Genomic DNA, 26,675 nt, shown 5'->3' with positions numbered 1-26,675 from the left:
TTGCCTCCGTCATTGCGGGCGCGAGTCGTCGCCCCGATGTGGCCGCTTTTTCTTGGAGCGCTCGTTAGCGTTGCGACGACGTTTGCGTTGACCAAATTAGGTAAATATTACTTACCTAAGCGCCTCGTGTCCATGCCCAAAGAAGCATGTGGGCGCTCCACCGCCGCGGTTGCGGCCCGCGCGCCGCCAGCGTATTGGCTGGCCATGACAGCAGCACAGAACGACCGCTCCGCGTCGACGCCCTCGGTGGCCTCGGCGCACGACAAGATTCTCATCGTCGACTTCGGCAGCCAGGTGACGCAGCTGATCGCGCGTCGCGTGCGCGAGGACGGCGTCTATTGCGAGATCGTCCCGTTCAACAAGGCGGAAGCCGCCTTCGAGGAGATGAAGCCGAAAGCGGTGATCCTCTCCGGCGGCCCCGAGTCGGTGCATGAAGCCGGCTCACCCCGCGCCCCGCAACTCATCTTCGATTCCGGCGTGCCGGTGATGGGCATCTGCTACGGCCAGATGACCATGGCGGCCCAGTTAGGGGGCGAGGTCGAGGGCGGCCATCACCGCGAATTCGGCCGCGCCGATGTCGAGGTGAAGGCCGAGAGCCAGCTGTTCGCAGACGTCTGGTCGTCAGGCAGCAAGAACCAGGTCTGGATGAGCCATGGCGACCGCATCACCAGGATGCCGCCGGGCTTCTCCGTCGCCGGCACCTCGCCGAATGCGCCCTTCGCAATCATCCAGGACGAGAAGCGCAAATATTACGGCCTGATGTTCCACCCCGAGGTGGTGCACACGCCCGACGGCGCCAAGCTCATCCGCAATTTCGTGCGCAAGATCGCCGGCCTCACCGGCGACTGGACCATGCGCGCCTTCCGCGAGGAGGAGATCGCAAAGATCCGCCAGCAGGTCGGCAAGGGCAGGGTGATCTGCGGCCTGTCTGGCGGCGTCGATTCGGCCGTGGCGGCCGTCCTGATCCACGAGGCCATTGGCGACCAGCTGACGTGTGTGTTCGTCGATCACGGCTTGATGCGCCTCAACGAGGCCGAGCAGGTCGTCGACCTCTTCCGCCACCATTACAACATCCCGCTCGTGCACGTGGACGCCTCCAAGCAATTCCTCGGCGAGTTAGAGGGCGTCACCGACCCCGAAGCCAAGCGCAAGACCATCGGCCGCCTCTTCATCGAGGTGTTCGAGGCTGAGGCCAAGAAGATCGGCGGCGCCGACTTCCTGGCGCAAGGCACTCTCTATCCTGATGTGATCGAGAGCGTCTCCTTCACCGGCGGACCTTCCGTCACGATCAAGTCGCACCACAATGTCGGCGGCCTTCCTGAGCGCATGAACATGAAGCTCGTCGAGCCCCTGCGCGAGCTGTTCAAGGACGAGGTGCGCAAGCTCGGCCGTGAGCTCGGCCTCCCCGAAATCTTCGTCGGCCGCCATCCGTTCCCGGGCCCGGGCCTTGCCATCCGCTGCCCCGGCGACATCACCAGGGACAAGCTCGACATCCTGCGCAAAGCCGACGCCGTCTACATCGACCAGATCAGGAAGCACGGCCTCTACGACGAAATCTGGCAGGCGTTCGCCGTGCTGCTTCCCGTGAAGACCGTCGGCGTCATGGGCGACGGCCGCACTTACGATTACGTCGTTGGCCTGCGCGCCGTGACCTCGACCGACGGAATGACCGCGGACTTCTACCAGTTCGACATGAAGTTCTTAGGGGAGACCGCGACGCGGATCATCAACGAGGTGAAGGGCGTGAACCGCGTGGTGTATGATGTGACCAGCAAGCCGCCGGGGACGATCGAGTGGGAGTGATCTGGTTGGTTGGCACGGCCCGGAACCAGAAAGGTGAAACCCTGGAACGCCCGCAGAGATGCGGGCTTCTTCGTTTTCAAGCTGGTGCTTGCGAGCGCCGGCAAGACTCGCGTCGCTGGCACAGGGCCCATCTTTGCCAAGATCGATAGGTAGCGCACCGTCAGCTTGCGGCGGATCTGGCAACATTTTCTCGGAGTCGAAGGAGGAGCTGCGAATGACCATCTCGACACGCGAAGTGGAACAGTTCTTTGAACGATATGCCCAAGCCTTCAGAGATGGCTTGGACGGTACTCTTGATGAGGAGTTTTTTCGTTCGCTTTTTTCCACCCAATATATCGCTGCAGGACCGAAGGGTGTCATGGCAGGGGACAACGATCACGCTTTTGTCGAGCGGATTTCAAAAGGATACGAGCGCTACCGTCAGATCGGAAACAAGGCGGTCACCGTCTCCGAGATCGAGATGCATTCAATCGATGAAACACATTGCCTTGTCCACGTGGGCTGGAGCAGCGAATTCGAGAAAGATGGCAGGCGTATCGACGTGCCTTTTACCAATGCCTATCTGCTTGAGCAGAATGATGGGCTGCTGAAGGTTTTCGGCTGGATTACGGGTGATGAAGTTCAACTGCTCAAGGACAATGGCCTCTTGTGAGGCTTGCCCAACGGCAGCGCGTCAGCAACTTGCATTGATCAAATAAGCTCTGCGCCGGCTCTTCGAAGCCGGCAGAACGGCCTCTGCGCGTCGAACTCAACTGCAACTCGTCCGTTGCAGGCCGTGCGCGGGGTAGGACATTCCGGCATATTGAGATGGTAATGTGCCGAGGATAGCCTTCAAGGACAGCGCCCGCAGAGAATGCTTAAAACCCTCGACATCGGATGTTCGAGGCAGCTGGAACAAGCGTAGGTTGAAAGCGTTAGCTGCGGGCCGCACTTGATGTCGGGGGCGGAGCTATGTCCGACTTATTACCCAGCGCGTTGGATCTTGCGCGCTTCCAGTTTGCCTTCACGGTGGTCTGGCATTTCCTGTTTCCGGCCTTCACCATCGGACTGGCGAGCTATCTTGCCGTGCTCGAAGGGCTGTGGCTGTGGACGGGCCGCGGCGCCTATCTCGATACCTACCGCTATTGGCTTAAGATTTTCGCCGTCGCTTTCGCCATGGGCGTGGTGTCGGGCTTGGTCATGTCATACCAGTTCGGCACGAACTGGTCGGTGTTTGCCGACAAGACATCCCCGGTGCTCGGGCCGCTCCTCGGCTACGAGGTGCTGACGGCATTCTTTCTCGAGGCCGGCTTCCTTGGAGTCATGCTCTTCGGCCTGGGACGCGTTGGCCCGCGCCTGCATTTCGTCGCGACCTGTTTCGTCGCGGGCGGCACCTTGCTCTCGGCCTTCTGGATTCTAGCCGCAAATTCCTGGATGCAGACGCCGGCAGGACACGCGATGGGAGCGGACGGCCAATTCATCCCCGAGAGCTGGCTCGCGATCATCTTCAATCCGTCGTTCCCCTATCGGTTCGCCCATACGGTCACCGCGGCTTACCTGACCACCGCGATGATCGTGGGAGCCGTGGGCGCCTGGCACCTGCTGCGGAACAGGATGAACGAACGCGCTCGCATCATGTTCTCAATGGCGATGTGGATGGCCGCGATCGTGGCCCCGCTACAGCTTCTGATCGGCGATCTGCATGGGGTGAATTCGTATCACCACCAGCCCACCAAGGTCGCCGCCATGGAGGGTCACTTCGAGACCGAGCGCCGCGCGCCTTCCATCCTGTTCGGAATGCCGGACGCCGAAGCCGGGGTGACGCGCGGCCAAATTGCCATTCCTGGCTTTGCGAGCCTCTATCTCACGCATAGCCTTGATGGAGAGGTCAAGGGGCTCAAGGCTTTCCCGAAAGACACCTGGCCGACCAACATTCCGCTCGTCTTCTGGGCGTTCCGCATCATGGTCGGCTTGGGGATTCTGATGATCGTGCTCGGCATGGCCTCGCTCGTTCTGCGTTGGCGCGACGCTCTGTACGACACGCCATGGCTGCACCGCTTTGCCGTGGCCATGGGGCCGTCGGGGCTGATCGCTGTGACGGCTGGATGGACAGTGACGGAAGCGGGACGCCAGCCATTCACGGTTTATGGACTGCTGAGGACCGCCGATAGCGTGGCGCCGATCGCAGCGCCGGCGGTGGCCGCGTCTCTGGCGGCATTCGTTGTCGTGTACTTTGTCGTGTTCGGCGCGGGGATTGCTTATCTGTTTCACCTCTTCCGCCAGACCCCTGAAGCCGGCGAGCACGGACCGCCACAAGGCCAGCCGGTCCGCACGGCCGGCATCACGCCGGCGCCAGCCTTGATAGCAGGGTCAGACACGCACAGAGCAGAGCCGCGGCAAGCGGGGATCCGGCCATGAGCATCGACCTCACATTGATTTGGGCGCTGCTGATCGCCACGGCCGTGCTGCTCTACGTCGTGATGGACGGCTTCGACCTCGGCGTCGGCATCCTGTTTCCGGCCGAGGTGGCGAGGCCCGATCGCGATGTCATGGTCAACTCGGTGGCACCGGTCTGGGACGGCAACGAAACCTGGCTCGTCCTCGGTGGCGGCGGATTGTTCGCCGTGTTTCCACTGGCCTACGCGACGATTTTTCCTGCGCTGTACATGCCGCTCATTCTGATGCTGCTGGCGCTGGTGTTCCGCGGAGTAGCCTTCGAAATGCGGTTTCGAGCGCGGACGTCGGCTGGTGAAATATGGTGGGACCGCGCCTTCTCCTGGGGCAGCTTTGCGGCCGCATTGCTCCAGGGCGTTTGCCTTGGTGCCATCGTGCAGGGCATCCGCGTGGAGGGGCGTGCTTACGCCGGCGGGTGGTGGGACTGGCTGACACCTTTCTCGGTTTTGACCGGTATTGCTCTTGTCGTCGGCTACGGCCTGCTCGGCGCATGCTGGCTGATCTGGAAGACCGACGGCGCGCTTCAGGCACGCTGCCGCAACTACGCACGCGTTCTCGGATTTGCGACACTCGGCTTCATCGGCCTCATATCACTGATGATGGTCATCCAAAGCCCTGCGTTCCGGGAGCGATGGCTGACGCTGCCGAACATGCTTTACGCAGCGCCTGTGCCAGGTCTCTTGGCCCTGCTGGCATGGCGCTTTCACCGCGCGCTCGCAAAGGGCGAGGATGGGATGCCGTTCCTGTGCGCGCTGGGCTTTTTCCTGCTGTCCTATGCCGGGCTGGGCATTAGCATGTGGCCGATGATCGTGCCGCCCTCGATTACGATCTGGCAGGCAGCCACGCATCCCAGCAGCCAGTTGTTCCTGCTCGTCGGCGCGGCGGTGCTGGTACCGGTGATCCTTGTCTATACCGGCTACGTCTATTGGATCTTCCGCGGCAAGGTGCGGCACGGCGAGGGGTATCACTGATGCTGCGCGCATCGCGGACTTGGAGGCAGCTGCTATGGTTCGTGACGCTGTGGGCTGCAGGTGTCACCACGCTCTTCGTGATCGCATTGCCGATCCGGTGGTTGCTCAAGGCGGGATGAGGAATCCGGAGCGGGCAGGATCGGCAGGCTGCCACTCCTCTTTCGGCATAGTGCGGCGCTGCGAGCCCCTCGCGTGCCATGCTTGGCCACGTCATCCCGACTGTGCGTAGCTCCCCGGCACAAACGTCGGATGCCCGACCTCTGCTCCCGTGATACGACATCCGCATCGTCTCCAAGGAGCCCGCTTAATGTCCGTCGCGACTGCCGCCAGCCAGCAGCCTGCTGCCGCTGAAACCGACCCCGAAACCCTCGGCTATATGCGCGGCTTCCCGCCATCTCCCGACCGCCTCATTACCTTCCAGGACGGCTCCTTCCGCAGCTTCCCCGAGTTGCGCTGGGCCTGGAGCAACATCCGCCAGCTCGTGCCGACCGTAAACGTCTGGCGCGGGGCAGGGCCGGCGTCGGTGTTGCCGCGGGCGGAGCAGGACATCGGCCGGGTTGCCTCGGTCACGATGGACGGCCGACCCATGACGTTCGAAAAGATGCTGGAGGAGACCTACACTGACGGCATCGCCGTGCTGCACCGAGGCAGGCTGATCTATGAGCGCTACTTCGGCGCGTTGAAGCCGCACAAGCCGCATATCGCGATGTCGGTGACGAAGTCGTTCACCGGCGTGCTCGCGGGGATTCTGGTCGCCGAGGGCAGGATCGACCCGCAGGCGCCCGTCACGGACTATGTGCCGGAGCTGAAGCCAAGCGCGTTCGGCGATGCGCGTGTGCACGAGGTCATGGATATGACCACGGGGCTCGCCTACACCGAAATCTACACCGACAAGAATTCCGACGTGTGGGGCCTGCGGCGCGCCAACGGCATGGCGCCGATCCCCCCGGGCTATGACGGCCCCACCACCATCTTCGATTTCCTCATCGCGCAGAAGAAGCAGGGCGAGCACGGCAAGTCCTTTGCCTACAAGACCGTCAACACCGACGTGCTGGCGTGGATCTGCCGGCGTGCCAGCGGCCTGACGCTGTCCGATCTCCTGTCCGAGCGGATCTGGCGGCCGATGGGCGCAGAGGAGGATGCGCATTATCACGTCGATCGCATCGGCACCGAGAGCGGCGGCGGCGGTCTCTCCACGACCTTGCGCGATCTCGCCCGCTTCGGCGAGACCATGCGCAATCACGGCCGCTTCAACGGGCGCCAGATCGTGCCGTCACAGGTCGTCGAAGACATCGCGCGCGGCGGCGATCCCGACAAATTCAAGCCGGCCGGCTACACCACGCTGCCGGGTGCCTCCTACCGCAATCAATGGTGGGTGACGCACAACGCGCACGGCGCCTACATGGCGCGCGGCGTCTACGGCCAGGGCATCTACATCGATCCCAAGGCCGAAATGGTGATCGCACGCTACGCCTCGCATCCCATGGCAGGCAACGCCGCCAACGATCCCGTGACGCTGCCGGCCTACATGGCGCTAGCCAAAGCGCTAGTGGTCGGTGCGTAGGGTGGATTGGCCTGCGGCTGCGCGAAGCGCAGTCCGCTGGCGTAATCCACCATCTCTCGCCGCGCCGTGTCGGCAATGGCGGATTACGCCTTCGGCTAATCCGCCCTACGAGCTGGCGAAGGCGCTGATGCCCGGCGGGTAGGGCGTCGCAGCTCGTGCCTCACTCATGCGCCTCCTGCCAATGCGGATAGGTGACATAGGCGGTGACGGCGCCTTGCTCGTGCGAGCGGATCGTGACCGTCTCGCCCTTCGGCATATGGACGATCTCGCCGGGCCCCGCGCTCACGGTGCTGCCGTCGCTCGTCACCGACAGCTTCCCTTCGAGGACGATCATGACATCGTCGACCTTCATCGTCTCCTTGAGATTTTGGTTCGGCGCGTAGCGGCCGAAGCCGATCGTGATAGGTCCGCCCTGGCGCTGGTCGACCATGTTGGCGACGAAAATATCGCCGTCCTGTCCCGGTGAGCGCTCGAGCGAGGCGTCGGCGATGGCGAATTTGCGAACTTTCATGAGGTCATTCCGTCTTGTGGGGCTGGGGGAGGGCACCGATAGACGCCGTGGCCGTTGTTTGGTTCCGCCTCGCGGGCGGTTTGACGCAGCGGAACGTCGCGCAATATAAGTATTGACTTATATTAGTCGCGATCGATATTTGTTCGGCGGATGAACCACAGGGAGAACCGGAAATGCAGATCGACGTCGCCAGGGTCTTGGGGCTTGTGACGCGCTCGGTGAGGAGCTTGGAGAGAGACGGCAAGCCGGCTAGCGCGGTGACGCTAACGCGGCTCTACGACACCAGCGTCGACGATCTCTGGGACGCCGTGACCAGCAGGGAGCGGATCCCGCGCTGGTTTGCGCCGGTCGAGGGCGACCTCCGGCTCGGCGGACGCTACCAGGTCAAGGGCAATGCCGGCGGCACCATCACGTCCTGCACGCCGCCCACCCATTTCGCCGCGACCTGGGAATTCGGCGGCGCCACGAGCTGGATCGACGTCAGCCTGAAAGCCGAGCGGAGCCAGGCGCGCCTGACGCTTGAGCACACCGCGATCATCGAGGATCATTGGAATCAGTTCGGTCCGGGTGCGGTCGGTATCGGTTGGGACCTCGCGCTTGCGGGACTTGAGCGATATCTTGCGACCGGGGCATCGGTCGATCATGAAACGGCGGAGGCGTGGATGGTCTCGCCCGAGGGCAAGGACTTCATGACGACGAGCGGCGAATATTGGCGTGCGGCGCATGTCGCAAGCGGGGTCGATCCTGACGAGGCGAAGCAGCGCTCGGACCGCACCATCGCATTCTATCGCGGCGAGATGCCGCCCGACATCGTTCGTCCCGGCACCGGAAGCTGATGCACGCCTTCGAGGTCCTCGCCGATCCCGTGCGCCGCCGCATCCTCGAGCTGCTCGGCCTCAAGGAGATGGCGTCCGGCGAGGTCGTCGAAGTCATCGGGGCCGAGTTCGGCATCACCCAGGCGGCCGTCTCGCAGCACCTCAAGGTGCTGCGCGAGAGCGGCTTTGCGAGCGTCCGGGCGGAGGCGCAAAGGCGCCTCTATTCGGTCGACGCCGCCGGGCTGCAAGCGGTCGATGCCTGGGTCGGCCAGTTCAGGATTTTCTGGGAGCCGAAGCTGGACGCGCTCGCCACCGAGATCGCGCGCGGCAAGCGCGAGCGTCGCAAGGCGCCGATCATCAAGCGGACAGGGAAGAGGGCGTAATCGGGCTCCGTAGCCTGGATGGAGCGCAGCGTAATCCGGGGTGTCCCACACAGGCAGTAGCGTAGGGTGGATTAGCAGGCCGCCGCGAAGCGCAGCGGGCGGCGTAATCCACCATCTCTCTCATTTTGTCGTACTCAGGTGGATTACGCTGCGCTAATCCACCCTACGAATTCCGCGACATCTTCTCGAACTTCTTCACCAGCCGCTCCCGCTTCAGCCGCGACAGCCGCTGAATCCAGAACATGCCGTCGAGCTGGTCGATCTCGTGCTGATGGCAGACAGCTCGCAGGGCTTCGGACTCCTCGGTGTGCATGTTGCCGTCGAGATCCCGATAGCTGATCCGCACCCGCGCGTGTCGCTGCACCTCGTCGTTGATCCCCGGCATCGAGACGCTGCCTTCGCGGTGCATGATCATCTCCGGCGAGACCCATGTGATCTCCGGATTGACGTAGGTCTGCGGGCCGTCCTTCGCGTCGAGCTCCAGCACCACGACGCGCAAGGGCACGCCGATATGCGGCGCGGTGATGCCGATGCCGGGCGCGGCGCGCATTGTGTCGAGCAGATCCTGCGCGAGCTCGCGCAAGGAATCGTCGAACGCGGTGACGGGGCGGGCCGGCAGCGCAAGCCGGCGGTCGGGATAGCGCACGATCGGGCGGATGGTCATGCAGGGCTCCTACCACTCACTCACGGATCATTGAAGCATCCTCGCTTGACCGCCTACCTACTGGAAGGTAGCTAAGCGCCATGAGCACCGCTTCCTCGACCGCCGACGACATTCTTGGCTGCGCCCGTACGCTGATCATCGCGGGCGGCTACAACGGCTTCAGTTACGCCGACATCGCCGATGTCGTCGGCATCCGCAAGCCGAGCATCCACCACCACTTTGCCAGCAAGGTCGATCTGGTCCGCACCCTGGTGTCGCGCTATCGCGAGGAGGCCCAGGCAGGGCTGTCGGCGCTCGAGCGCAATGTCGCCGACCCCGCCGAGCAGCTCAAAAGCTACATCGCCTATTGGGAGGCGTGCATCAAGGATGCGACGGCTCCCTTCTGCGTCTGCGCGCTCCTTGCCAGTGAGCTTCCGATTCTGCCCGAGGAAGTGGCGCTCGAAGTCCGCGCGCATTTCCGCTCCGTGTCGTCGTGGCTGGCTTCGGTGATGGAGCGCGGCAAGCGGCAAGGCCGGCTCCATCTCTCCGGCACCGCGCGGGCCGAGGCGGAGGGATTCATGGCAACCGTTCACGGCGCGATGCTGTCGGCGCGGGCCTATGGCGATCCAAAAATCTTCGGGACAATCACCCGGCCGCTGCTGGAGCGGCTTTCCACCAGGCACTGACGAGATCGGCACAGGCCGGGCAGGCCGGTGCTTCGGCGCCGTACGTAAACTACCAACTAGTAGGTAAGGAACAGAAAATGAGAACCAGCGAGATGGCTTTGGGCGCCGACCAGGCGGAATGGCTGAAACAGTACTACTTCATGCGTGCCGCGTTTTCCGTCGCTTGGGTCATTGCGGCCCTCGCGATCGCGCCGTCATCGGCAGTGATCGCAGCGACGTTGCTCGTTGCCTATCCGGCGTAGGACGCTGCCGCCAATTATCTCGACGCGCTCTGGAGCGGTGGCTTGAACCAGAACCGCACGCAGGGCCTGAACGTGCTGGTCAGCCTCGCCACCACCATTGCGGTCATCCTGGCCTTGCAGGTCAGTATGAACTGGGTGCTCGGAATCTTCGGAGCCTGGGCGATCCTGTCCGGACTGCTCCAGCTCGGCACGGCCGTGCGGCGCTGGAAGCGTCTCGGCGCGCAATGGGCCATGGTGCTCAGCGGTGGCCAGTCGGCCCTGGCGGGCGGCTTCTTCATCTTCCAGGCCGCGACGCCTGCGGTGCCGTCGATTGCGAATGTCGCGGGCTATGCCGCCGTCGGCGCGATCTACTTCCTGGTCTCGGCGGTCTGGCTCACGGTCGGCGACTGGCGCCGTAGTGCGGCCCTGTGAGCCGCAATGTCACTTACAGATAGGGCGTGCCGTCCTTGTGCAGGAAGCGGCCGTCCGATGCCGGGCTCATCATGTCGATGTCGGAGCAGGTGATGAGGTCGGCTGGCGAGCGTGAGCCGATCTCGAGATAGACCGCCGTCACGCTCGACCTGTTGATCATGTGATGGCCGTTGCCGCTGGCCTTGGGGAAGGCGGCGCAATCGCCGGCGTGCAGCACGGTTTCGTCGCCATCCTCGATCAGCGTCACTTCGCCTTCGAGAATGTAGACGAACTCGTCCTCGTGCGAATGCCAGTGCCGCTGGCTCGACCAGGTGCCCGGCGGCAGGCGCATCAGGTTGACGCCGAAATCCGACAAGCCTCCGGCATCGCCGAGCCGCTTGCGAATGCGCTCGGCGCAAGGCGCATTGAAAGGCGCCGGATAGCCGGAGCCCTTGCGAGCCGGCACGGTGGCGACGTCGATCTTTGGCATGTGGGACTCCCTGCAATCCACCAACAGACCGGCGGCGCGAAGCATCATCACGATGAACATCGCGGACCAGATCAATATGTGTGGGATGCTGTCATTCTGCGGCTGTTTTGCCCGACGTGTCAAACCGATCTGTGATGATGTCGCGCGAGGACAGGGAGCCGCTGAGCTGTCGTTCCTGGTAGGTAAGTCATTGATCCCGCTAGCGCCGGCTACTGTGCATGGGGTTGTTTTTCGAGTTTTGCTGGCCGCTCACGAAAGCGTGCGGCAAAAATGACGTCGGCCTGTCGGCGGGCGCAGTTCCCGTTCGTCTTTCACGCGAGACAGACCTGACGGGAGACTGAAATGACTTCGTCCAACTATCGCTGGGTGATCGTCGCCGCCGGCGGCGTGCTCGGCTGCGTCGCGATCGGCGGCATGTTTTCGCTGCCGGTATTCCTCCAGCCGATCACCAAGGACACCGGCTGGTCGGTGACCGGCATCTCCAGCGCGATGACGATCGGCTTTCTGGCGATGGCCTTCACCAGCATGGCCTGGGGCACGCTGTCCGACCGGTTCGGGCCGCTGCCGGTGGTGTTGACCGGATCGGTCGTGCTGACGCTCAGCCTGTTCGCGGCGAGCCACGCCACCTCGCTTCTCGTATTCCAGATCGTCTTCGGCCTGTTGGTCGGCGCCGCTTGCGCTGCGATCTTCGCGCCGATGATGGCGACCGTCACGGGCTGGTTCGACACCAATCGCGGCCTCGCCGTGTCGCTGGTCTCCGCCGGCATGGGCATGGCGCCGATGACGATGTCGCCGCTGGCGGCCTGGCTCGTCTCCGGCCACGACTGGCGCACCTCGATGCAGATCATCGCGCTCGTGGTCGGCGCCATCATGATCCCAGTCTCGTTCCTGGTGCGCCGTCCGCCGGCGCTCGCGCAAGGTCCGGCCGCGCCCGCCGGCGAAACCGCCGGACAAAACGAGATGTCGATGGGCGAGGCGTTGCGCTCGCCGCAATTCCTGATCCTCCTCGCCACCAACTTCTTCTGCTGCGCGACGCATTCCGGCCCGATCATCCACACCGTCAGCTATGCCGTGAGTTGCGGCATCCCGCTGGTCGCAGCGGTGACGATCTACAGCATCGAGGGATTTGCCGGCCTCGGCGGGCGCATCGCCTTCGGCCTGATGGGCGACCGCTTCGGCGCCAAGCGCGTGCTGGTCTCGGGCCTGCTGCTGCAGGCCTTCGGCGCGCTCGCCTATGTCTTCGCGCAACAGCTGACGACGTTCTATGCGGTCGGCGCGATCTTCGGCTTCATCTATGCCGGCACTATGCCACTCTATGCCGTTCTGATCCGCGAGAACTTCCCGCTCAAGATGATGGGCACGGTGATCGGCGGCACGGCGATGGCAGGCAGCCTCGGCATGGCGACCGGCCCGCTCGCCGGCGGCCTGATCTACGATGCCTTCTCCAGCTATGCCTGGCTCTACATCGCCTCCTGGGCGATGGGCTTAGGGGCCTTCCTGATGGCGATGACGTTCCGCCCCTTCGCAAAGCCGCAAGGCGAGGTGGCGCCCGCGGCGGCGTGAATTCGAGATCGAGGCGTGGCGTCAGAGCTGCGCCTCGATCGCGGCCTTGTCGATCACCGACCAGACCTGCCGGATCTTGCCGTCGAGAAATTCGTAGAAGACGTTTTCGCAGAAGGACACGCGCCGCCCGTTGACCGCAAGACCAACGAATGTCCCGACCGGTGTGCAGTCAAACTTCAATCGGGCGGCGATGCGGGGAGGATCGGAGATCAGCATCTCGATATGGAACTGCAGATCGGGGATCTCCCGAACATCCCGTTCCAGCATCGCGCGATAGCCCGCAAGCCCAAGGGGCCGCGCGTTGTGGGTGGCCTCCTCATGCACGAATTGTCCGAGTGCCGGCCAATCCCGCCGATTCAGGCAAGCGATGTAGGCGCGGTAGATGTCGGCGAGGTCGTCTCTCATCATTATCGAAGCTCCCACGGCCTCGACCAACGCGCGAGGACCGCGAACCGGTCCAGCGTCAGAGGCGCTTTTCGAAGAAGAGGTCCGGATAGGGATCGTCGTTGAACCGCGGGATCTCGCGCCAGCCCGTGCTGCGATAGAGCTGACCGGCTTCGGGCAGTGCGCTGTTGGTGTCGAGCCGCAGCAGCGCGATGCCGAGCTCGCGCGCGGCGCTCTCGGCCGCATCCATCAGGCGGCGGCCGAGCCGCAGCCCGCGCGCGGCGGGCGCGACCCACAGCCGCTTGATCTCGGCGTAGCCGTGATCGGTGCCCTTCAAGCCGACGCAGCCGATCGGCAGCGTGTCCGACATCGCAACGAGGAATGTGCCGCGCGGCCGGCGCATGTCCTTGGCGTCGGGGTCGCGTGACAGCGAGACCTCAAAGCCCTGGCTGAAGCGGCGGCCGAGCTCGGCATAGTACTCGCCGAGGCAGTAGCGCGCTTGCTCGCAGCGCGGATCCGTCTCCTCCAGCGCGACGCGCTCGCGCGTCAGCGCGGAGGCGATCAGGTCCATCGCCGCCAGCAACGCCTCGCGTTGCGAATGTTGCGCGAGGAGGCCTTCGGCCTGCGCGTTGGACAGCGCCTCGTAGGCTGCGAACTCGCGCCGGCCCGCCCGTGTGAGCGTTGCCATGCGCCGCCGCGCATCGTCCTCGCGTGCGGCGGTCTCGATCAGCCCCTCGTCCTCGAGGCTGCGGAGCAGCCGGCTCATCAGCCCGGAATCGAGACCGAGATAGTCGCGGATCTCCGCCACGTCCGATCGCCCGTGCCCGATCGCATTGAGCACGCGCGCGGCACCCAGCGGCCGGCCGCGCCCGAGAAACGACGTATCGAGCGCTCCGACCGCAGAGGTGACGGCGCGGTTGAAGCGGCGAACGCGGGAGACGGGATCGAGCATGATATCTGACTTTAGTCAGATATCGCGGCTTGTCAATCGAGCGAGAGCTGATCGAGTTGCAGTTGCGCGCCTCTTTGTGAGTTGTTCCCGTGTCGCGAGCCGTTACCATGCGGCCGCTCGGGGAGTCTGAATTCACAACGAGCGGAGGCGGCATTGGGCGGGATGGAACGCAAAGCGAAGGGATCGGACCTGTTTGTCGCGGCGTTGGAGAATGAGGGTGTTGACCGCATCTTCGGCATCCCCGGCGAAGAGAATCTCGATCTGGTCGAATCGCTGCGTGCTTCGAGGATCGAGCTGATCCTGACCCGCCACGAGCAGGCCGCGGCCTTCATGGCCGCCACCCACGGGCGGCTGACCGGCAAGCCCGGCGTTTGTCTGTCGACGCTCGGCCCGGGTGCTCTCAACCTGTCGACGGGCGCCGCCTATGCGCATCTCGGTGCCATGCCGATGATCCTGATCACCGGTCAAAAGCCGATCATGAGCAGCCGGCAGGCCCGCTTTCAGATCGTGGACGTGGTGGCGACCATGAAGCCGCTCACGAAACTTTCGCGGCAGATCGTCAGCGCCTCCAGCATCCCGACCGTGGTGCGCGACGCCTTTCGCGTCGCGATGGAGGAGCGGCCCGGGCCGGTGCATCTCGAACTGCCCGAGGACGTTGCCGGGGACGAGGTGCCTGCGGTCCCCGTGATCCCGGTCCATCCGATCGAAATCCCGGTCGCCCATCGCGCCGCGCTCGACCGCGCCGCCGAGATGATCATGGCCGCCAAGCGCCCGCTGGTGATGATGGGCGCTGCGACCAGCCGGCCGCGGTCGACACACGGCATCGCAAGCTTCGTGCGGCGGACCGGCATTCCGTTCTTCACGACTCAGATGGGCAAGGGCACCGTGCCCGGCGGCACCAATCTCTACATGGGCACTGCCGCCTTATCCGAGCGCGACTATGTGCATGATGCCATTGACGCTGCCGACCTGATCGTTGCGATCGGTCACGACCCGATCGAGAAACCGCCCTTCATCATGGGGCCCTCGGGCCCGAAGGTCATTCACGTCAGCTACACGCCGGCGAGCGTCGAGCAGGTCTATTTCCCCGATGCCGAGGTCGTAGGGGACGTCGGCCCGAGCCTGGAGCTGCTGGCGGATCGCCTCGAAGGCAAGCTGCCGCAGGCCGGGGCGCTGCTGCCGCTGCGCGAAGAGATACTGAAGCACATCGCCGACCGCGCCACCGAAGCGCGCTGGCCGCCCACGCCGCAGCGCATCGTGCACGACATCCGCCAGGTGATTCCGGAGAACGGCATCGTCGCCCTCGACAACGGCATGTACAAGATCTGGTTTGCGCGCAACTACCGCACCCGCGTCGCCAACACGCTGCTGCTCGACAATGCGCTGGCGACCATGGGCGCCGGCCTGCCGTCGGCGATGATGGCCGCGATGCTCTATCCCGACCGCCGCGTGCTTGCGGTTGCCGGCGACGGCGGCTTCATGATGAACAGCCAGGAGATAGAGACGGCGGTCCGCCTCAAGCTCAACCTGGTCGTGCTGGTGCTGGAGGACAAGGCCTACGGCATGATCCGCTGGAAGCAGGCCGTCGACCGCTTTGCCGATTACGGCATGACGTTTGGCAATCCGGATTTTGCACTATACGCCAAGGCTTATGGCGCCAAGGGTCATCGAATCGAAAGCATCGACAGCTTCGGCACGACGCTCGATGCCGCCTTCAGGGAAGGCGGCGTGCATCTGGTCGTGGTCCCGATCGATTATTCGGAGAACGTACGGGTGCTGGTCGACGAGCTGCGGGCGCACGAGAAGGCGAAGGCGTGAATTTTGTGCGACGCTCTCACCGTTCGTCATTGCGAGGAGCCCTTGCGACGAAACAATCCAGACTGTCACCGCGGAAAGATTCTGGATTGCTTCGCTGCGCTCGCAATGACGGAGCCTGTGGCGCACGTCTCGGTTCAACATGACAACCACACTTGTGTTGGGCGTGCCGATCGTCGAAACTCTCCACTACCCAACCAGCCACAGGAATAAAGCATGCCTCGCGTTCGTTGTGTCACCGAGATGGGCATGGGCGTCGACGTCCACGGCAGGGACGCCACCAAGGCGGCCAAGCGCGCGGTCTCCGATGCCATCAGGCATTCCAGCCTCGGCTTCTTCCGGATGATCGGCAAGACCGCGAACGACATGTACGTGGACGTCACGATCGGCGTGCCGAATCCAGAAGCCGTCGACAAGGAAGCCGTCGCCAAGGAGCTGCCTTACGGCACCGTGACCGTCACCGCGGTCAAGGGCGGGCTGGAGATCCCCTCGGCCACGGAAGTGGCCAACGATCCCATCCTGATCGCCAATGCCGCCGTCATCGTCAGCTTCGACAAGGATTAGGCCGATGTCCGCGAGCGATGAGGCGCTGCTGGATCGCCCGATCTGGAGCGCGTTGACGACGAGCCAGAAGCATCTGGCCGAGGGCGGCCCGCGGGCTCTGCGCTATCCCGTGGACATGACGCCGTTTGCCGATATGGCGGACATGTCCGCGGCAAGTTTTGCGGCGCTCGGCGATCTCATGTCGGGCTCGCAAGTCGCGGTGCTGTTCACGCCCGAGCCCGTCGAAATTCCCGCCAGCTTCAAGGTGCTGCTCGCGGAGCCCGGCGAGCAGTTGATCGGCTCGCCCGCCGACACTTCGCTGCGCGATGCCGAGATCGTCCGCCTCGGCGCGACTGACGTTCCCGCCATGATGGCGCTGACCGAGCTGACCAAGCCCGGGCCGTTTGCGGCGCGGACGCACGAGCTCGGCACATTCCTCGGCATCCGTGCACGCGGCGAGCTGGTCGCCATGGCCGGCGAGCGGATGAAGCCGGGCAATTTCACCGAGATGACGGCGGTCTGCGTGCATCCCGATCATCGCGGTCGCGGTTACGCACAGGCGTTGCTCGCCGCCATCGCGCGCCAGATCGAGGCGCGCGGCGAAATTCCGTTCCTGCACGTGTTCGCGAGCAATACGTCTGCCATCGCGCTGTACCAGCGGCAGGGCATGCGGATTCGGCGCCGGCTGCAGGTCACCGTGCTGATGAAGCAGGGATGAGCTGCACCGTGGGCTTCATATCCTGAGAAATCGCGCTATATCGATTCCAACCACAAATCGGGGGGGAGCACATGGACGCCAGAACGACTGATTTTTCCGCCGTACGGACGGCGATGCAGCGCTACGTCGATCAGGAGATCATTCCCGGCGTATCCTGGGCCGTGCTGCGCGGCCGCGAGGTGGTCGATCAGCAATGCGTGGGCTTTGCCGACCGAGAGGCCAACACCGCATTGCGGCCCGACCACATCTTCCGCGCGTTCTCCAACACCAAGATCTTCGTCACCTGCGCGATCATGCTGCTGGTCGAGCAAGGCGGCATCGGGCTCGATGACGCAGTCGAAAAATTCCTGCCGCAGCTCGGCAATCGCAAGGTGCTGAAGCAGGGCGCTTCGAGCCTTGCCGATGTCGAGCCGGCGAAGAGTCCGATCACGATCCGCCAGCTCCTGACCCACACCTCCGGTCTCAGCTACGGTATCTTCGATCCCGGCACGGTGCTGTTCAAGGCTTACAACGAGGCGCGCGTGCTCAATCCGCTAACGCCGCTCAGCGACATGATCGACAGGCTCGCCGACCTGCCGCTGTCCTATCACCCTGGCACGGCCTGGGAATATTCCGTGGCGACCGACGTGCTCGGCCGTGTGGTCGAGGTCGTCTCGGGCCAGCCGCTCGACGCCTTCCTGAAGGCGCGCATCTTCGATTCCCTCGGCATGACCGACACCGGCTTTTATGTCCCCGAGACACAGCAGGGCAGGCTGGTCGCGCTCTACAACGGCGCCGACGTGCTCGACCCCATGAAGCCCGGCCTCACGCGGGCCGACCATCTGCCTTACCCGCAAGCCTATCGGCGGCCGCTGCCGCGGCTCTCGGGCGGCGGCGGTCTGGTCTCGACCTTGCCAGACATGCTCGCGCTGGTGTGTGCGCTGCTGCCCGGGTCCGATGCGTTGCTGAAGCCGGAAACGCTGCGGCAGATGATGACGAACCAGCTGCCCGCAGGCCAGACCATCCGCTTTGCCAATCTCGGCCCGATTCCCGGCAAGGGCTTTGGCCTCGGCGGCGCCGTCACCTTCGCGCCGACACCGTTCGATCCGCCGAACTCGACCGGTGAATTCCAATGGGGCGGCCTGGCCGGGACCCATTGGTGGATCTGTCCGGAAGCCAATACGGCGGGCGTGCTGATGGCCCAGCGCTATATGGGCTTCTGGAATCCGTTCTTCTTCGAGTTCAAGCGCCTGGCCTATCAGGCGGTCGGAGCCTGATCGCAAAAAAATCTTCCGTCAGCGCGAATCCTTCTTGGCCATCGCGTCCTCTTGTTGGTCGAGGCAATCGGTCTCGGCCCATATCGGAGGATGTGATGGGATTCTATCGGAAGAACATCGGCGGACTGCATCAGGTGGTGCGGGTCGTCCTGGGGATTGCGGTGGCGGCTGCGGCGTTCGTTTATCTTGCCGGCGCGACAGCATGGCTGGTCGCGCTCGGTGGCGCCGGCTTCGCGCTGACCGGTTTCGTCGGTTATTGCCCGATGTGCGCGATGGCAGGCATCGGCAAGGGAGGGATGTCGTGAGCGCGGCGGCGATCTCGCCAAACCTGTTCGAGGCCGCGCGGCTCGGCGATGCCGAGGCGATTGCGCGTCTGCTCGAGACGACGCAGCCGGATATTCGTCGCTATGCGCGCGCGACCTGCCGCAGCTCGGCGGACGCCGAGGATGCGACGCAGGAGGCGCTGTGGATCCTGTTCCGCCACGTCGGCACGATCCGTTCGCTGCTGGAGTTGTCGGCCTGGCTGTTCAGCGTGGTCCGGCGCGAATGCCTGCGGCTCGCGCGCCGGGCCGGCGTTGTACCGGCAGTCGATCAGGGCGAGGCGGAGGCCGCACTGCTGTTGCGCCCTGAGGCCGATCTGCGGCTCGACGTCGCCGCGGCGTTCGAGGCCCTGCCGCCGCACTATCGCGATGTCGCGCTGATGCGCGACGTCAAGGAGATGACGATCGATGAGATTGCCGCCGCGCTCGGCGCGACCAGGCAGACCGTGAAGGCGCGGCTGCATCGCGCCCGCGCCTTGATGCGCGAATATCTGACGAGATGAGAGACAACCAGATTCAAAGGAAAAAAACGGAGTGACGTGGGCGGGAGACGTCGCCTCCCGCCCACGGTTTCGCTTTAGTCCTTCCACGGATCGAACTCGCCTTCGCCGGCCATGGCGACGGCGAATGGCCGCAGCGTGTGCAGCACGCGCACGGTGCCGGCGTGCTGGGCCAGCACGTCCGGCAGGCGGCGATAGGCCATCGGGCTCTCGTCGAGGTCGGCACCGATCAAGGTGACGCCGCGCTCGTTCAGCCAACGGTCCATCTCCTCGCGCGAGAAGCGCCGCTTCGCCTCACGTCGTCCGAACAGGCGGCCGGCGCCGTGCACGGTCGAGTAGAGCGAGGCCTTGGCTTCCGGGCTGTCGACGCCTTCGAGGATGACGGCGTCGTCGCCCATCGAGCCGCCGACGAACCCCTTCTGGCCGGGAAACGCCGGCGTCGCGCCCTTGCGCACCACCCACAGATCCTTGCCGTCGTGGGTCTCACGCCAGGCATAATTGTGGTGGTTGTGCACGCTCTCGGTCACGCTGCCGCCGATGATCTGGCGGACGCGCTCGACGACCCATTCGCGGCCCGCATAGGCATAGCGCCCGGCGAGCTGCATCGCCGCGATGTAGCGGCGGCCGAGCTCGCTGTCCTCGTCGACGACGGCGGGCGGGACGTTCATGCCGTCCTTGCCGCCGGCGGCCTTGAGGTAGCGCGTCGCGGAGGTGTGCCCGAGACCGCGGCTGCCGAAGTGGACGCCGATCCAGACGAAGCCTTCCTCGTCGCGCATGAGGTCGACATAGTGGTTGCCCGATCCGACCGTGCCGAGCTGCTTCACCGCCTTCTGACGGTAGTCCTCCATGTCGCTTTCGCGCCAGGCCTCGCCGTCGTCGAACAGGTCGTGCTCGGCCCGTTCCGCGTTGGCACGTCCGACGCCGAACGAGATCACCTTGGCGACGTCGCGGATGATCGTGGGAGCGATCCCCGCGATGTCGTCGAAGCGCGTGTCGAGCCGAGCCGCCATGTTGCCGCAGCCAATGTCGAAGCCGACGCCGGAGATGCTGATCTGCTTCTCATAGGCGATCACCCCGCCGACCGGCTGCGCATAGCCGAGATGGCCGTCGGCGCAGATCACGCCGGAGACGACATTGCCGATGGCCATGCAATTGCGCATCTGCGCGATCGTCGCCTCCTCATGCGGGCCGAACACCTTCAGCGGCGCATTCTGGAAACGGGCGTCCTGCGTCCGGAACGCGGCAATCGAGCTCGCGGTCGCATTGGCCTCGCGGGCAAGATGCTCCTTGCGCGCGGCGTCCTTGTACAGGCACCAGGCCGGCTGGCCGCGTCCTTCGCCGACGCGCGAGTCGGGGTCGACACCGGCGGCGAGGCAGAGCTCGCGGGCGCGTTCCATGTAGGGATCGGGTCGTCGCATGGTCGTAGATCCTTGTCATTCCGCGCGCACCATAACGGGGGCGGGCGGATCATTTCAGAGATTTCGCTGGCCCCGGGCGCATCTCGCGTCCGGGGCCATTGTTGTTGCGCGTCAGTTCAACGCCGTCTCGGACGCCGCGATCCACGCGACCACGGCCTCGGAGAAGCCGTTGACGCGGGTCCAGGCGCCGTGACCGACGCCGTGCTGATACGAGGCCACGTTGACCATGGTGCCGCGCGCCCTCGGCTCGGGCACCTGGTCGTGGCTCTGCTCGTCGGTGAAGACGATGAGGCGATCGCCCTTGCAGTCGATCTCCGTCACCGCATTGCCGAGATAGGTTCCGCCATGCGGCTGCGAGTTGATGATCGCATCCCGCAGCGCGAAACCGCGGCGGGGAGGGACCTTCACGACCTCGTTGGAGAAGGTGAAGATCTCGACCTCGTCGCAGATCTCGCGGGCGAGAATGGCAAGGCCACACGCCGCCTCCGCGCGCGTCATTTCCGACTGCGCGGAGAGCGTTGCGAACATCGAGCCGGACACGTCGATCAGGAGCCGGGTGCGGCCCGGAAGCCGCACATGGTCCTTGATTGACTTGAGCATCGCGGCCTCGAGCTCGGGCTCGAAGTCCGGCGCATAGCGTGCCGCCGTGATGAAGCGATAGGGCAGGATACGATCCGTCCGCATCGCCTCGATCGCGCCTGCGATGATCTCGCGCGGGACCTGCGCGTTCTGCATCAGGCGCAGATTGCGCAGTAGCGCCAGGCCGCCGAGCTTTCGCTCGGCGATCAGCCGCTCGAAGGTCTCGCGCTTGTTCTTGCCGGCCGAGAGCGAAACCTCCCAGGTGTCGGGGGAGGCGAGCTCGCCATCGACGAGCTGCTTCCACACCTTCGCCTGATCGGCGTCTTTCGGCTTGGCGTGCACCAGGAACAGAACGTCCCTGATCCGCACCGCGCCGTCGCGGTCCCACTTGGCGAGCTGATAGGCGTCGAACTTGGTCAGCGCGCGGGCAAGACCCTTCTTCACCTGTGCCGAGACCGGCTGGCGCTTGCGCTGCTGCATCGGCCCCAGCGCATCCGCCCAGTAGATCGCGAGCAGCTCCGTCATCTCGTGGGGACGCTGGATCACCTGGGCGAGCGTGTGGGCAACGAGGGTGCGGTGCTTCTCGTTCCGCGCCATCTCGCGGATGACGAGGAGCGGTGCGTGCCGCAGCTTCATCACCTCGCGCGCCTCGATCGCAAGCTGCGCGACGCGCGCGGGCGCGACCTTGGGCACGAGGGCCTTGATGCGGTCGGCGATGGCGACGCCATCCTCGTAGAACTGGTCCTCCCACAGGAGGCAGTTCATCAGCGCGCGCTTCAGCTCCATCTCGGGCGTGAAGCGAATTGCGCGTGCGCCCTCCCGCGTGAAGGCGCGAACGATCTTGTTGAGCCTGACCATGATGGCCTCCTCTTGGGTTGATGGGGATGGAAACGGTGCCGGGGAACAGGCGAGGCTGTACTGCCCTTGCGGGCAAGTCACATGCTCTACCGCTGAGCTACGGACTTTCGTCCGGAAGGAGTCGAACCTTCGACATTGCGATCCGAAGTAACAGCGCTCTTCACCACCGGCGGTGGCTAGGGGACACGATCCGGGAACGGGCGATTGCTGTACCCGACGAGCCGAAGCTCGCCGGAAAGCGCTCTATCCTCTGAGCTACCGGTGCATGGGACACCGGGCGGGATTCGAACCCGCGACCTCTCGCGTTGCAGGCGAAGTAACAGAAATCTTCACCACGGATCGTGATGGGTTGGCGGGGAACGATCGATGCTGTTGCTGCCCTTGCGGGCGATCCGCCTTTCGGCGCGCAGGGTTCGAACCTGCTCGGCGCTTTCACGCCTTTACCACGAAGTAACAGACATCTTCACCACCGCCAGGCCGGTGCTTTCGCATCGGCCATTGATGGGTAGGCTGGGGAACGGGCGATATCGGCTTTCAGTGACAACAACACAGTCTCTGTCCCCAACGGACAGATCCTGCGCCGGGCCGCGTGCAAGCCTTTTCCGAGGCCGCATCCCGGTGCGTGTGTCAAAGGCGGGAGGCATACCCGCTGTGCCGTGTGGAGAAGTATCCGACATCTTCACCACCAGCGTCGGTTGAGCCGCGATCCCTCACGGCAAACCGAGTTACAAAAATTCGATCGCGGCGCTGTCGACGCGCCGCACATTGCGAACCCACTGGGTTCGCTCTGCCATCGGTGTCCGGCTCATCGCCTCGTTCCCTCCGGCAGGCCCCGCGCATTTGGGCACGCGCCTCTCCAGCGCGAGCCCCGAGATCCGGGTCTCTCGTTCCGGCCATTGCCGGGATGTTCGGTGGAGCCGCGCGGCGGGCAACAAAAAACCCTCCGGAGCGGCAGGCTCGGGAGGGTCCGTGAGAAGCGGACTGTCGATCTCGCGGTCAGGCAAGATCGCTCCCATGAGCCGGGCATGCGCAATCGAACAGCTTTGGGCTATTCGGTATGCGGATAATTCTTTCGTAGCGGTACGACATCGCTCGGTTCATGGTGTCTGTCGCAAACGGAAGTGCTTGCGAGGGCGCGGGACATACGCCCGCAACTTGCGGATGTCAAGCGAGACGCGCGAGGAAACTGAAATTGACGGACGCATGACTTGCAAAAACTATCTGGGGCTCGACGGATTTCGCTTCGGCTGGGTCGCAGCGTGGATTGACGAGCGCGGCGATCAAGGCTTCGATTATTCGCCAAGCCTGATGCGTCTGCTCGCAATCCCGCACGCCCGCGCGATGATCGACATGCCGATCGGACTGAACGCGAGCGGCTACCGCGCCTGCGATTTGCGCGCACGCGAACTGATCGGCCCATCCGTGTTTCTCGGCGCGCGCCGCGACCTCTGGGCGTTCCACGACATGGCGGCGGCCAATCGCCATTACTGGAAGCACGAAGGCGAGGGCAGGGGCGTGTCGGCGCAGCTCTGGAATATCAGGGACAAGATGAGGGAGGTCGACGAGGCCATGACGCCGGCGCGGCAGGCGACGATCGGCGAAGCGCATCCGGAATTGATCTTCTGGAATCTGGCAGGACGCGTGCGGCTCGAACCGAAGACCTCGCCGCGGGGCCGCGAGCAGCGTATCGCGCTTTTGAGAGGCCGCGGCTTCACTGAGGTCAAGAGATGGCTCACGCTTCGCCACGGCACCGGGATCGGTCGCGACGATCTCATCGACGCCTGTGCCTGCGCTGTCGCAGCGCGCGACAGCACGCAATCCGTTGGTGACGGCAGGATCGATCCGCGCGGACTACGGATGGAGATCAACTTCTGAAGGCGATCAGCCCTCGACGTCGCCTTCGAGGTGCACGCGGCTGCTGTGACCTGGATGCGCGCTGCCGCTGTCGTCGTCCAGCCTCGTTGCTCTCGCTTCATACTCGTCGGCCATCGTCCGCAACCGCTGCGCGGCTTTGCTGTGCGCGAGATCGTTCGCGACGCGGCGACAGCGTTCAGCGTGGTCGAGCAGGGCGCGCTTCTCGATGTTCATCGCGTGACAACGCGCGAGGGGACCATTGGTCCCCGCGCAAGCCGCCGGAACAGCACGATCGCTTCGCTGTAGGATCGGGAAAAAACGGCAACATTCTAGTGCCGCCTCGGAACATAGCGCCTGAGCCGACGTTCTACGCCAGAGGCTGTGAGGGACATAATACCATGTACGACGTGTGCCAATTGGCGACCGCGATGCTCGCGATCGCCTTTACGGCCCTGCTGTTGGTGACGGGTCAACGATTCATCGAGTCTCGGCTGCAGCGTGACGCATTGCCCCCGTTCGTAACGATGGCGACGCTGCCGCCCTAAGCACAGCCGGAAGTCACTTGCGCGGTGCGGTATCTTGCCTAGATTGAGCACGCCTCAGTCCATGCGCCCAGGATCCCGATGTCCGATCTGTCCGTCTTCCCCATCACCAAACGTTGGCCCGCCAAGCACCCCGAACTGCTCCAGCTCTATTCGTTGCCGACGCCGAACGGCGTCAAGGTCTCGATCATGCTGGAGGAGATCGGGCTTCCTTACGAGGTTCACCTGGTTGATTTCGGCAAGGACGATCAGAAGACGGCCGAATTCATCTCGCTCAATCCGAACGGCAAGATCCCGGCGATCCTCGATCCGAACGGCCCAGGCGGCAGGCCGCTGCCGTTGTTCGAGTCCGGGGCGATCCTGCAATATCTCGCGGAGAAGACCGGCAAGCTGCTGCCGCAGGATGCCGCGCGGCGTTATCAAACCCTGCAATGGCTGCACTTCCAGATGGGCGGCGTCGGGCCGATGTTCGGCCAGGTCGGCTTCTTCCACAAATTCGCCGGTAAGGATTACGAGGACAAGCGGCCTCGCGACCGCTACGTCGCCGAAGCCAAGCGCCTGCTCGGCGTGATGGAGGTGCATCTCGCCGGCCGGCAATGGTTCATGGATGACGACTACACCATCGCCGACATCTCCATGCTCGGCTGGGTGCGCAATCTCATTGGCTTCTATGGCGCCGGCGATCTCGTCGAGTTCAGTCAGTTCAAGGCGGTCGGCGCCTGGCTCGAGCGCGGGCTTGCGCGCCCCGCGGTGCAGCGCGGATTGAACATTCCGCAGCGGCCCTAAGTCGCTTTAGGTTAGTGTTTGAGCATGATCTTTTCGGAAAACCGCTACACACTTTTCCGGATCATGCTCTAGAACAGCCGTCCGCCGTTCGGCACCGGCTTGCTCGGCTGCACCAGCACCACCTTGCCGTCGGCATCGGGGAAGCCGAGCGTCAGCACCTCGGAGACGACCGGGCCGATCTGGCGCGGCGGGAAATTGACGACGGCCGCGACCTGTTGGCCCACGAGACTTTCAAGCGGGTGGTTTTCGGTGATCTGGGCCGAGCTCTTGCGCACGCCGATGGCGGGGCCGAAATCGATCCACAGCCGCCAGGCCGGCTTGCGCGCTTCCGGAAACGGTTTGGCGTCGACGATGGTGCCGACACGGACGTCGACCGCGAGGAATGTGTCGAAGTCGATGGTCGGTGCGGCCGCCGCTGCGGGATCGTGGGTGACGTGCATGGGATGTCCGTTCGGTGGGGTGACGCGTCTCGCGACATTGTCGCGCGACGCGGAGTTTCGTACAACGCCACGCACATCACCGCTACGCCATGCGCGAGGACCGTCTTGCCCACCATCATCTACGGCATCAAGAACTGCGACACCATGAAGAAGGCCCGCGCCTGGCTCGATGGCCATGGCGTGGCTTACGCGTTTCACGACTACAAGGCGGCGGGTGTCGAGAAGGACAGGCTGAAGCAGTGGAGCGACAAGGTCGGTTGGGAGACCCTGCTCAATCGCGCCGGGACGACCTTCAAGAAGCTGCCCGACTCCGACAAGGAAGGCCTCACCGAGAAGAAGGCGCTGGCCTTGATGCTAGCGCAACCATCGATGATCAAGCGGCCGGTGCTCGAAATCGGCGGCAAGCTGTTGGTCGGCTTCAAGCCGGGTATCTATGCCAAGGAGGTCGGCGGCAAGGCGCGCTGACGGCTAGTTCAGCTCAATGATCTCGTTGGAGATGGCGCGGCCCGGCTGGTCCGAGAACTCGACCGGATCGGCGGGTGCGATGCGGCCGGGGGCGCGATGAAACAGCTCGCGATCGATCACGGCCCGCAGCTTCGGGCGCGGCAGCGCGTCATTTCCGCGCATCAGATTCTTGATCTCGAAGCCGCCGTCCTCGCAGAAGGTCTTTACTGACGCGATGACGTGGCTGACCCTGCCGTCGGTCAGGAACGGCAGCAGCAGCCGCTCATACGCGACGATTCGGCCATAGGCGTCGTCGACGTCGGCAACGCTGTAGATCGGAAGGCCGCGCGCGACGCATTCATGATAGATCGGCATCACGTATGGTGCGAGCCGCGGCCCGACGTAATCATCGAGCGAAACGCCCTTGCCGGTATGCCCATAGGCGCGCGAGATGCGCGTGCCTTCGCTCTGGATGACCAGACGCGGCGTCGGCGTCGAAAGCTCCACCGTATAATAGATGAGATCCGACAGCTCCTCCTCGAGCCGCGCGGGCTGATACTCCCAGATCGCGGGAGCGATCTGCTGGCGCGCATAAAGTCGCAGCCACGTGTTGAGGAGATCACGCTGGCGGATCGACTTGACGACGGAGGGAGCGGCGCTTGCAAAATCCAAGACAATATTCTCCGCGCGTGAAAACCCTGGGATGATCGGGCTTGCGGGAAAATTTTCGATGAAGGCTGGCGCGGGAGACGAAAGACCGTTAACGACGGCT

The 26,675-nt window shown here is 64.3% G+C and carries 30 protein-coding genes, 1 tRNA gene and 1 pseudogene; 21 read left to right on the top strand and 11 right to left on the bottom strand.

The features are described 5' to 3' along the window. Window positions 1-204: 204 nt before the first annotated feature. From guaA to I6F20_RS08435, 5 genes are all read left to right on the top strand, one after another. Window positions 205-1,803 carry a glutamine-hydrolyzing GMP synthase gene (guaA, locus tag I6F20_RS08455; protein WP_036000981.1) on the top strand — a complete coding sequence of 533 codons (1,599 nt, stop codon included), beginning with the start codon at window positions 205-207 and terminating at the stop codon, window positions 1,801-1,803. A 214-nt stretch (window positions 1,804-2,017) separates the two neighbouring features. Beyond that, window positions 2,018-2,455 (top strand): DUF6841 family protein, encoded by a 438-nt coding sequence (locus I6F20_RS08450; RefSeq protein ID WP_225125742.1) that lies wholly within the window; start codon window positions 2,018-2,020, stop codon window positions 2,453-2,455. Between the two features lie 299 nt (window positions 2,456-2,754). Further along, entirely contained in the window at window positions 2,755-4,200 is a 1,446-nt protein-coding gene (locus tag I6F20_RS08445; RefSeq protein WP_225112227.1) for a cytochrome ubiquinol oxidase subunit I, read from the top strand. Continuing rightward, window positions 4,197-5,207, top strand: coding sequence for a cytochrome d ubiquinol oxidase subunit II (gene cydB / locus I6F20_RS08440; protein WP_225125741.1), 1,011 nt, complete (start codon window positions 4,197-4,199; stop codon window positions 5,205-5,207). The genes I6F20_RS08445 and cydB overlap by 4 nt, the downstream gene beginning before the upstream one ends. A gap of 307 nt (window positions 5,208-5,514) precedes the next feature. Beyond that, window positions 5,515-6,771: a serine hydrolase domain-containing protein gene (locus tag I6F20_RS08435; RefSeq protein ID WP_225125740.1), complete on the top strand. Its 1,257-nt coding sequence runs from the start codon at window positions 5,515-5,517 to the stop codon at window positions 6,769-6,771. A gap of 160 nt (window positions 6,772-6,931) precedes the next feature. Here the strand turns inward: I6F20_RS08435 and I6F20_RS08430 are convergent, their stop codons facing one another. Beyond that, window positions 6,932-7,282 carry a EutQ-related cupin domain-containing protein gene (locus I6F20_RS08430; RefSeq protein WP_225125739.1) on the bottom strand — a complete coding sequence of 117 codons (351 nt, stop codon included), beginning with the start codon at window positions 7,280-7,282 and terminating at the stop codon, window positions 6,932-6,934. A 173-nt stretch (window positions 7,283-7,455) separates the two neighbouring features. Here I6F20_RS08430 and I6F20_RS08425 point away from each other — a divergent pair, with 173 nt between their 5' ends. After that, window positions 7,456-8,118, top strand: coding sequence for an SRPBCC family protein (locus I6F20_RS08425; protein WP_225125738.1), 663 nt, complete (start codon window positions 7,456-7,458; stop codon window positions 8,116-8,118). Beyond that, window positions 8,118-8,480 (top strand): ArsR/SmtB family transcription factor, encoded by a 363-nt coding sequence (locus tag I6F20_RS08420; protein ID WP_057028929.1) that lies wholly within the window; start codon window positions 8,118-8,120, stop codon window positions 8,478-8,480. Before I6F20_RS08425 ends, I6F20_RS08420 begins: the two co-directional genes overlap by 1 nt. Before the next feature lie 163 nt (window positions 8,481-8,643). Here I6F20_RS08420 and I6F20_RS08415 read toward each other — a convergent pair whose 3' ends face one another. Continuing rightward, a complete protein-coding gene (locus tag I6F20_RS08415) occupies window positions 8,644-9,144 on the bottom strand; it encodes a peptide deformylase (protein ID WP_036034193.1) in 501 nt (166 codons plus the stop codon). An 80-nt stretch (window positions 9,145-9,224) separates the two neighbouring features. On the opposite strand from I6F20_RS08415, the gene I6F20_RS08410 reads away from it, so the two are divergent. Together I6F20_RS08410 and I6F20_RS08405 are read left to right on the top strand one after the other, a co-directional pair. Beyond that, on the top strand, window positions 9,225-9,809 hold the full coding sequence (locus I6F20_RS08410; RefSeq protein ID WP_036000944.1) for a TetR/AcrR family transcriptional regulator: 585 nt from the start codon (window positions 9,225-9,227) through the stop codon (window positions 9,807-9,809). 77 nt (window positions 9,810-9,886) lie between these two features. Continuing rightward, window positions 9,887-10,462, top strand: a pseudogene (locus I6F20_RS08405) (DUF308 domain-containing protein). 13 nt (window positions 10,463-10,475) lie between these two features. Here the strand turns inward: I6F20_RS08405 and I6F20_RS08400 are convergent. Further along, on the bottom strand, window positions 10,476-10,931 hold the full coding sequence (locus I6F20_RS08400) for a cupin domain-containing protein (RefSeq protein WP_225125737.1): 456 nt from the start codon (window positions 10,929-10,931) through the stop codon (window positions 10,476-10,478). Between I6F20_RS08400 and I6F20_RS08395 the strand changes: the two genes are divergently transcribed. Together I6F20_RS08395 and I6F20_RS08390 are read left to right on the top strand one after the other, a co-directional pair. Then, window positions 10,909-11,205 carry a hypothetical protein gene (locus tag I6F20_RS08395; protein ID WP_225125736.1) on the top strand — a complete coding sequence of 99 codons (297 nt, stop codon included), beginning with the start codon at window positions 10,909-10,911 and terminating at the stop codon, window positions 11,203-11,205. The genes I6F20_RS08400 and I6F20_RS08395 overlap by 23 nt on opposite strands. Before the next feature lie 68 nt (window positions 11,206-11,273). Next, a complete protein-coding gene (locus tag I6F20_RS08390) occupies window positions 11,274-12,494 on the top strand; it encodes an MFS transporter (RefSeq protein ID WP_225125735.1) in 1,221 nt (406 codons plus the stop codon). A 21-nt stretch (window positions 12,495-12,515) separates the two neighbouring features. Here the strand turns inward: I6F20_RS08390 and I6F20_RS08385 are convergent, their stop codons facing one another. Then, window positions 12,516-12,902 (bottom strand): ester cyclase, encoded by a 387-nt coding sequence (locus I6F20_RS08385; RefSeq protein ID WP_109144036.1) that lies wholly within the window; start codon window positions 12,900-12,902, stop codon window positions 12,516-12,518. Window positions 12,903-12,957: 55 nt separating this feature from the next. Further along, window positions 12,958-13,830, bottom strand: a complete 873-nt coding sequence (locus I6F20_RS08380; RefSeq protein WP_225112235.1) for a bifunctional helix-turn-helix transcriptional regulator/GNAT family N-acetyltransferase — start codon at window positions 13,828-13,830, stop codon at window positions 12,958-12,960. A gap of 162 nt (window positions 13,831-13,992) precedes the next feature. On the opposite strand from I6F20_RS08380, the gene I6F20_RS08375 reads away from it, so the two are divergent. The 6 genes from I6F20_RS08375 to I6F20_RS08350 all read left to right on the top strand — a co-directional run bounded on the left by I6F20_RS08375 (window position 13,993) and on the right by I6F20_RS08350 (window position 18,985). Continuing rightward, window positions 13,993-15,648 carry an acetolactate synthase large subunit gene (locus I6F20_RS08375; protein WP_225125734.1) on the top strand — a complete coding sequence of 552 codons (1,656 nt, stop codon included), beginning with the start codon at window positions 13,993-13,995 and terminating at the stop codon, window positions 15,646-15,648. A gap of 213 nt (window positions 15,649-15,861) precedes the next feature. Continuing rightward, window positions 15,862-16,209: a Lin0512 family protein gene (locus I6F20_RS08370; protein ID WP_225125733.1), complete on the top strand. Its 348-nt coding sequence runs from the start codon at window positions 15,862-15,864 to the stop codon at window positions 16,207-16,209. Between the two features lie 4 nt (window positions 16,210-16,213). Then, window positions 16,214-16,906 (top strand): GNAT family N-acetyltransferase, encoded by a 693-nt coding sequence (locus tag I6F20_RS08365; RefSeq protein ID WP_225125732.1) that lies wholly within the window; start codon window positions 16,214-16,216, stop codon window positions 16,904-16,906. Between the two features lie 71 nt (window positions 16,907-16,977). Continuing rightward, the gene (locus I6F20_RS08360) at window positions 16,978-18,162 is read left to right on the top strand and encodes a serine hydrolase domain-containing protein (protein ID WP_225125731.1); all 1,185 of its coding nucleotides are present in this window, start codon (window positions 16,978-16,980) and stop codon (window positions 18,160-18,162) included. Window positions 18,163-18,257: 95 nt separating this feature from the next. Further along, a complete protein-coding gene (locus tag I6F20_RS08355; protein ID WP_036000902.1) occupies window positions 18,258-18,467 on the top strand; it encodes a YgaP family membrane protein in 210 nt (69 codons plus the stop codon). Further along, complete coding sequence (locus I6F20_RS08350) at window positions 18,464-18,985, top strand: RNA polymerase sigma factor (protein WP_225125729.1); 522 nt, start codon at window positions 18,464-18,466, stop codon at window positions 18,983-18,985. Before I6F20_RS08355 ends, I6F20_RS08350 begins: the two co-directional genes overlap by 4 nt. Before the next feature lie 74 nt (window positions 18,986-19,059). Here I6F20_RS08350 and I6F20_RS08345 read toward each other — a convergent pair whose 3' ends face one another. From I6F20_RS08345 to I6F20_RS08335, 3 genes are all read right to left on the bottom strand, one after another. Next, window positions 19,060-20,400, bottom strand: coding sequence for an RtcB family protein (locus I6F20_RS08345; RefSeq protein ID WP_036022627.1), 1,341 nt, complete (start codon window positions 20,398-20,400; stop codon window positions 19,060-19,062). A 111-nt stretch (window positions 20,401-20,511) separates the two neighbouring features. Further along, the gene (locus I6F20_RS08340) at window positions 20,512-21,837 is read right to left on the bottom strand and encodes a vWA domain-containing protein (RefSeq protein ID WP_225125727.1); all 1,326 of its coding nucleotides are present in this window, start codon (window positions 21,835-21,837) and stop codon (window positions 20,512-20,514) included. 106 nt (window positions 21,838-21,943) lie between these two features. After that, window positions 21,944-22,099 (bottom strand) — tRNA-Arg (locus I6F20_RS08335). 941 nt (window positions 22,100-23,040) lie between these two features. On the opposite strand from I6F20_RS08335, the gene I6F20_RS08330 reads away from it, so the two are divergent. Beyond that, on the top strand, window positions 23,041-23,712 hold the full coding sequence (locus I6F20_RS08330) for a DUF429 domain-containing protein (protein ID WP_036034151.1): 672 nt from the start codon (window positions 23,041-23,043) through the stop codon (window positions 23,710-23,712). A 6-nt stretch (window positions 23,713-23,718) separates the two neighbouring features. Here the strand turns inward: I6F20_RS08330 and I6F20_RS08325 are convergent, their stop codons facing one another. Next, window positions 23,719-23,925: a hypothetical protein gene (locus tag I6F20_RS08325; protein ID WP_225124204.1), complete on the bottom strand. Its 207-nt coding sequence runs from the start codon at window positions 23,923-23,925 to the stop codon at window positions 23,719-23,721. A 164-nt stretch (window positions 23,926-24,089) separates the two neighbouring features. On the opposite strand from I6F20_RS08325, the gene I6F20_RS08320 reads away from it, so the two are divergent. Beyond that, complete coding sequence (locus tag I6F20_RS08320; RefSeq protein WP_225124203.1) at window positions 24,090-24,236, top strand: hypothetical protein; 147 nt, start codon at window positions 24,090-24,092, stop codon at window positions 24,234-24,236. 78 nt (window positions 24,237-24,314) lie between these two features. Then, on the top strand, window positions 24,315-25,019 hold the full coding sequence (locus I6F20_RS08315) for a glutathione S-transferase family protein (RefSeq protein ID WP_225125725.1): 705 nt from the start codon (window positions 24,315-24,317) through the stop codon (window positions 25,017-25,019). A gap of 68 nt (window positions 25,020-25,087) precedes the next feature. On the opposite strand, the gene I6F20_RS08310 is transcribed toward I6F20_RS08315, so the two are convergent. Then, window positions 25,088-25,459 (bottom strand): tRNA-binding protein, encoded by a 372-nt coding sequence (locus I6F20_RS08310; RefSeq protein ID WP_057028941.1) that lies wholly within the window; start codon window positions 25,457-25,459, stop codon window positions 25,088-25,090. A gap of 105 nt (window positions 25,460-25,564) precedes the next feature. Here I6F20_RS08310 and I6F20_RS08305 point away from each other — a divergent pair, with 105 nt between their 5' ends. Further along, window positions 25,565-25,924 (top strand): ArsC family reductase, encoded by a 360-nt coding sequence (locus I6F20_RS08305; RefSeq protein WP_225125723.1) that lies wholly within the window; start codon window positions 25,565-25,567, stop codon window positions 25,922-25,924. Between the two features lie 3 nt (window positions 25,925-25,927). Here I6F20_RS08305 and I6F20_RS08300 read toward each other — a convergent pair whose 3' ends face one another. Then, window positions 25,928-26,575 (bottom strand): hypothetical protein, encoded by a 648-nt coding sequence (locus I6F20_RS08300; protein ID WP_167361655.1) that lies wholly within the window; start codon window positions 26,573-26,575, stop codon window positions 25,928-25,930. Between the last annotated feature and the right edge of the window lie 100 nt (window positions 26,576-26,675).

Source organism: Bradyrhizobium sp. IC3123 (assembly GCF_020193625.1).
Taxonomy (GTDB): domain Bacteria; phylum Pseudomonadota; class Alphaproteobacteria; order Rhizobiales; family Xanthobacteraceae; genus Bradyrhizobium; species Bradyrhizobium yuanmingense.
The sequence above is the reverse complement of the archived record's forward strand: the minus strand, read 5'-3'. Positions and strand labels throughout refer to the sequence as shown.

Coding starts and splice junctions, on each gene's coding strand:
- I6F20_RS08445 (WP_225112227.1), top strand. CDS start 2,755: ATGTCCGACTTATTACCCAGCGCGTTGGATCTTGCGCGCTTCCAGTTT.
- I6F20_RS08450 (WP_225125742.1), top strand. CDS start 2,018: ATGACCATCTCGACACGCGAAGTGGAACAGTTCTTTGAACGATATGCC.
- I6F20_RS08365 (WP_225125732.1), top strand. CDS start 16,214: ATGTCCGCGAGCGATGAGGCGCTGCTGGATCGCCCGATCTGGAGCGCG.
- I6F20_RS08375 (WP_225125734.1), top strand. CDS start 13,993: ATGGAACGCAAAGCGAAGGGATCGGACCTGTTTGTCGCGGCGTTGGAG.
- I6F20_RS08390 (WP_225125735.1), top strand. CDS start 11,274: ATGACTTCGTCCAACTATCGCTGGGTGATCGTCGCCGCCGGCGGCGTG.
- I6F20_RS08345 (WP_036022627.1), bottom strand. CDS start 20,400: ATGCGACGACCCGATCCCTACATGGAACGCGCCCGCGAGCTCTGCCTC.
- I6F20_RS08320 (WP_225124203.1), top strand. CDS start 24,090: ATGTACGACGTGTGCCAATTGGCGACCGCGATGCTCGCGATCGCCTTT.
- I6F20_RS08355 (WP_036000902.1), top strand. CDS start 18,258: ATGGGATTCTATCGGAAGAACATCGGCGGACTGCATCAGGTGGTGCGG.
- cydB (WP_225125741.1), top strand. CDS start 4,197: ATGAGCATCGACCTCACATTGATTTGGGCGCTGCTGATCGCCACGGCC.
- I6F20_RS08315 (WP_225125725.1), top strand. CDS start 24,315: ATGTCCGATCTGTCCGTCTTCCCCATCACCAAACGTTGGCCCGCCAAG.
- I6F20_RS08340 (WP_225125727.1), bottom strand. CDS start 21,837: ATGGTCAGGCTCAACAAGATCGTTCGCGCCTTCACGCGGGAGGGCGCA.
- I6F20_RS08415 (WP_036034193.1), bottom strand. CDS start 9,144: ATGACCATCCGCCCGATCGTGCGCTATCCCGACCGCCGGCTTGCGCTG.
- I6F20_RS08370 (WP_225125733.1), top strand. CDS start 15,862: ATGCCTCGCGTTCGTTGTGTCACCGAGATGGGCATGGGCGTCGACGTC.
- I6F20_RS08380 (WP_225112235.1), bottom strand. CDS start 13,830: ATGCTCGATCCCGTCTCCCGCGTTCGCCGCTTCAACCGCGCCGTCACC.
- I6F20_RS08410 (WP_036000944.1), top strand. CDS start 9,225: ATGAGCACCGCTTCCTCGACCGCCGACGACATTCTTGGCTGCGCCCGT.
- I6F20_RS08425 (WP_225125738.1), top strand. CDS start 7,456: ATGCAGATCGACGTCGCCAGGGTCTTGGGGCTTGTGACGCGCTCGGTG.
- I6F20_RS08435 (WP_225125740.1), top strand. CDS start 5,515: ATGTCCGTCGCGACTGCCGCCAGCCAGCAGCCTGCTGCCGCTGAAACC.
- guaA (WP_036000981.1), top strand. CDS start 205: ATGACAGCAGCACAGAACGACCGCTCCGCGTCGACGCCCTCGGTGGCC.
- I6F20_RS08325 (WP_225124204.1), bottom strand. CDS start 23,925: ATGAACATCGAGAAGCGCGCCCTGCTCGACCACGCTGAACGCTGTCGC.
- I6F20_RS08400 (WP_225125737.1), bottom strand. CDS start 10,931: ATGCCAAAGATCGACGTCGCCACCGTGCCGGCTCGCAAGGGCTCCGGC.
- I6F20_RS08430 (WP_225125739.1), bottom strand. CDS start 7,282: ATGAAAGTTCGCAAATTCGCCATCGCCGACGCCTCGCTCGAGCGCTCA.
- I6F20_RS08310 (WP_057028941.1), bottom strand. CDS start 25,459: ATGCACGTCACCCACGATCCCGCAGCGGCGGCCGCACCGACCATCGAC.
- I6F20_RS08420 (WP_057028929.1), top strand. CDS start 8,118: ATGCACGCCTTCGAGGTCCTCGCCGATCCCGTGCGCCGCCGCATCCTC.
- I6F20_RS08330 (WP_036034151.1), top strand. CDS start 23,041: ATGACTTGCAAAAACTATCTGGGGCTCGACGGATTTCGCTTCGGCTGG.
- I6F20_RS08385 (WP_109144036.1), bottom strand. CDS start 12,902: ATGATGAGAGACGACCTCGCCGACATCTACCGCGCCTACATCGCTTGC.
- I6F20_RS08360 (WP_225125731.1), top strand. CDS start 16,978: ATGGACGCCAGAACGACTGATTTTTCCGCCGTACGGACGGCGATGCAG.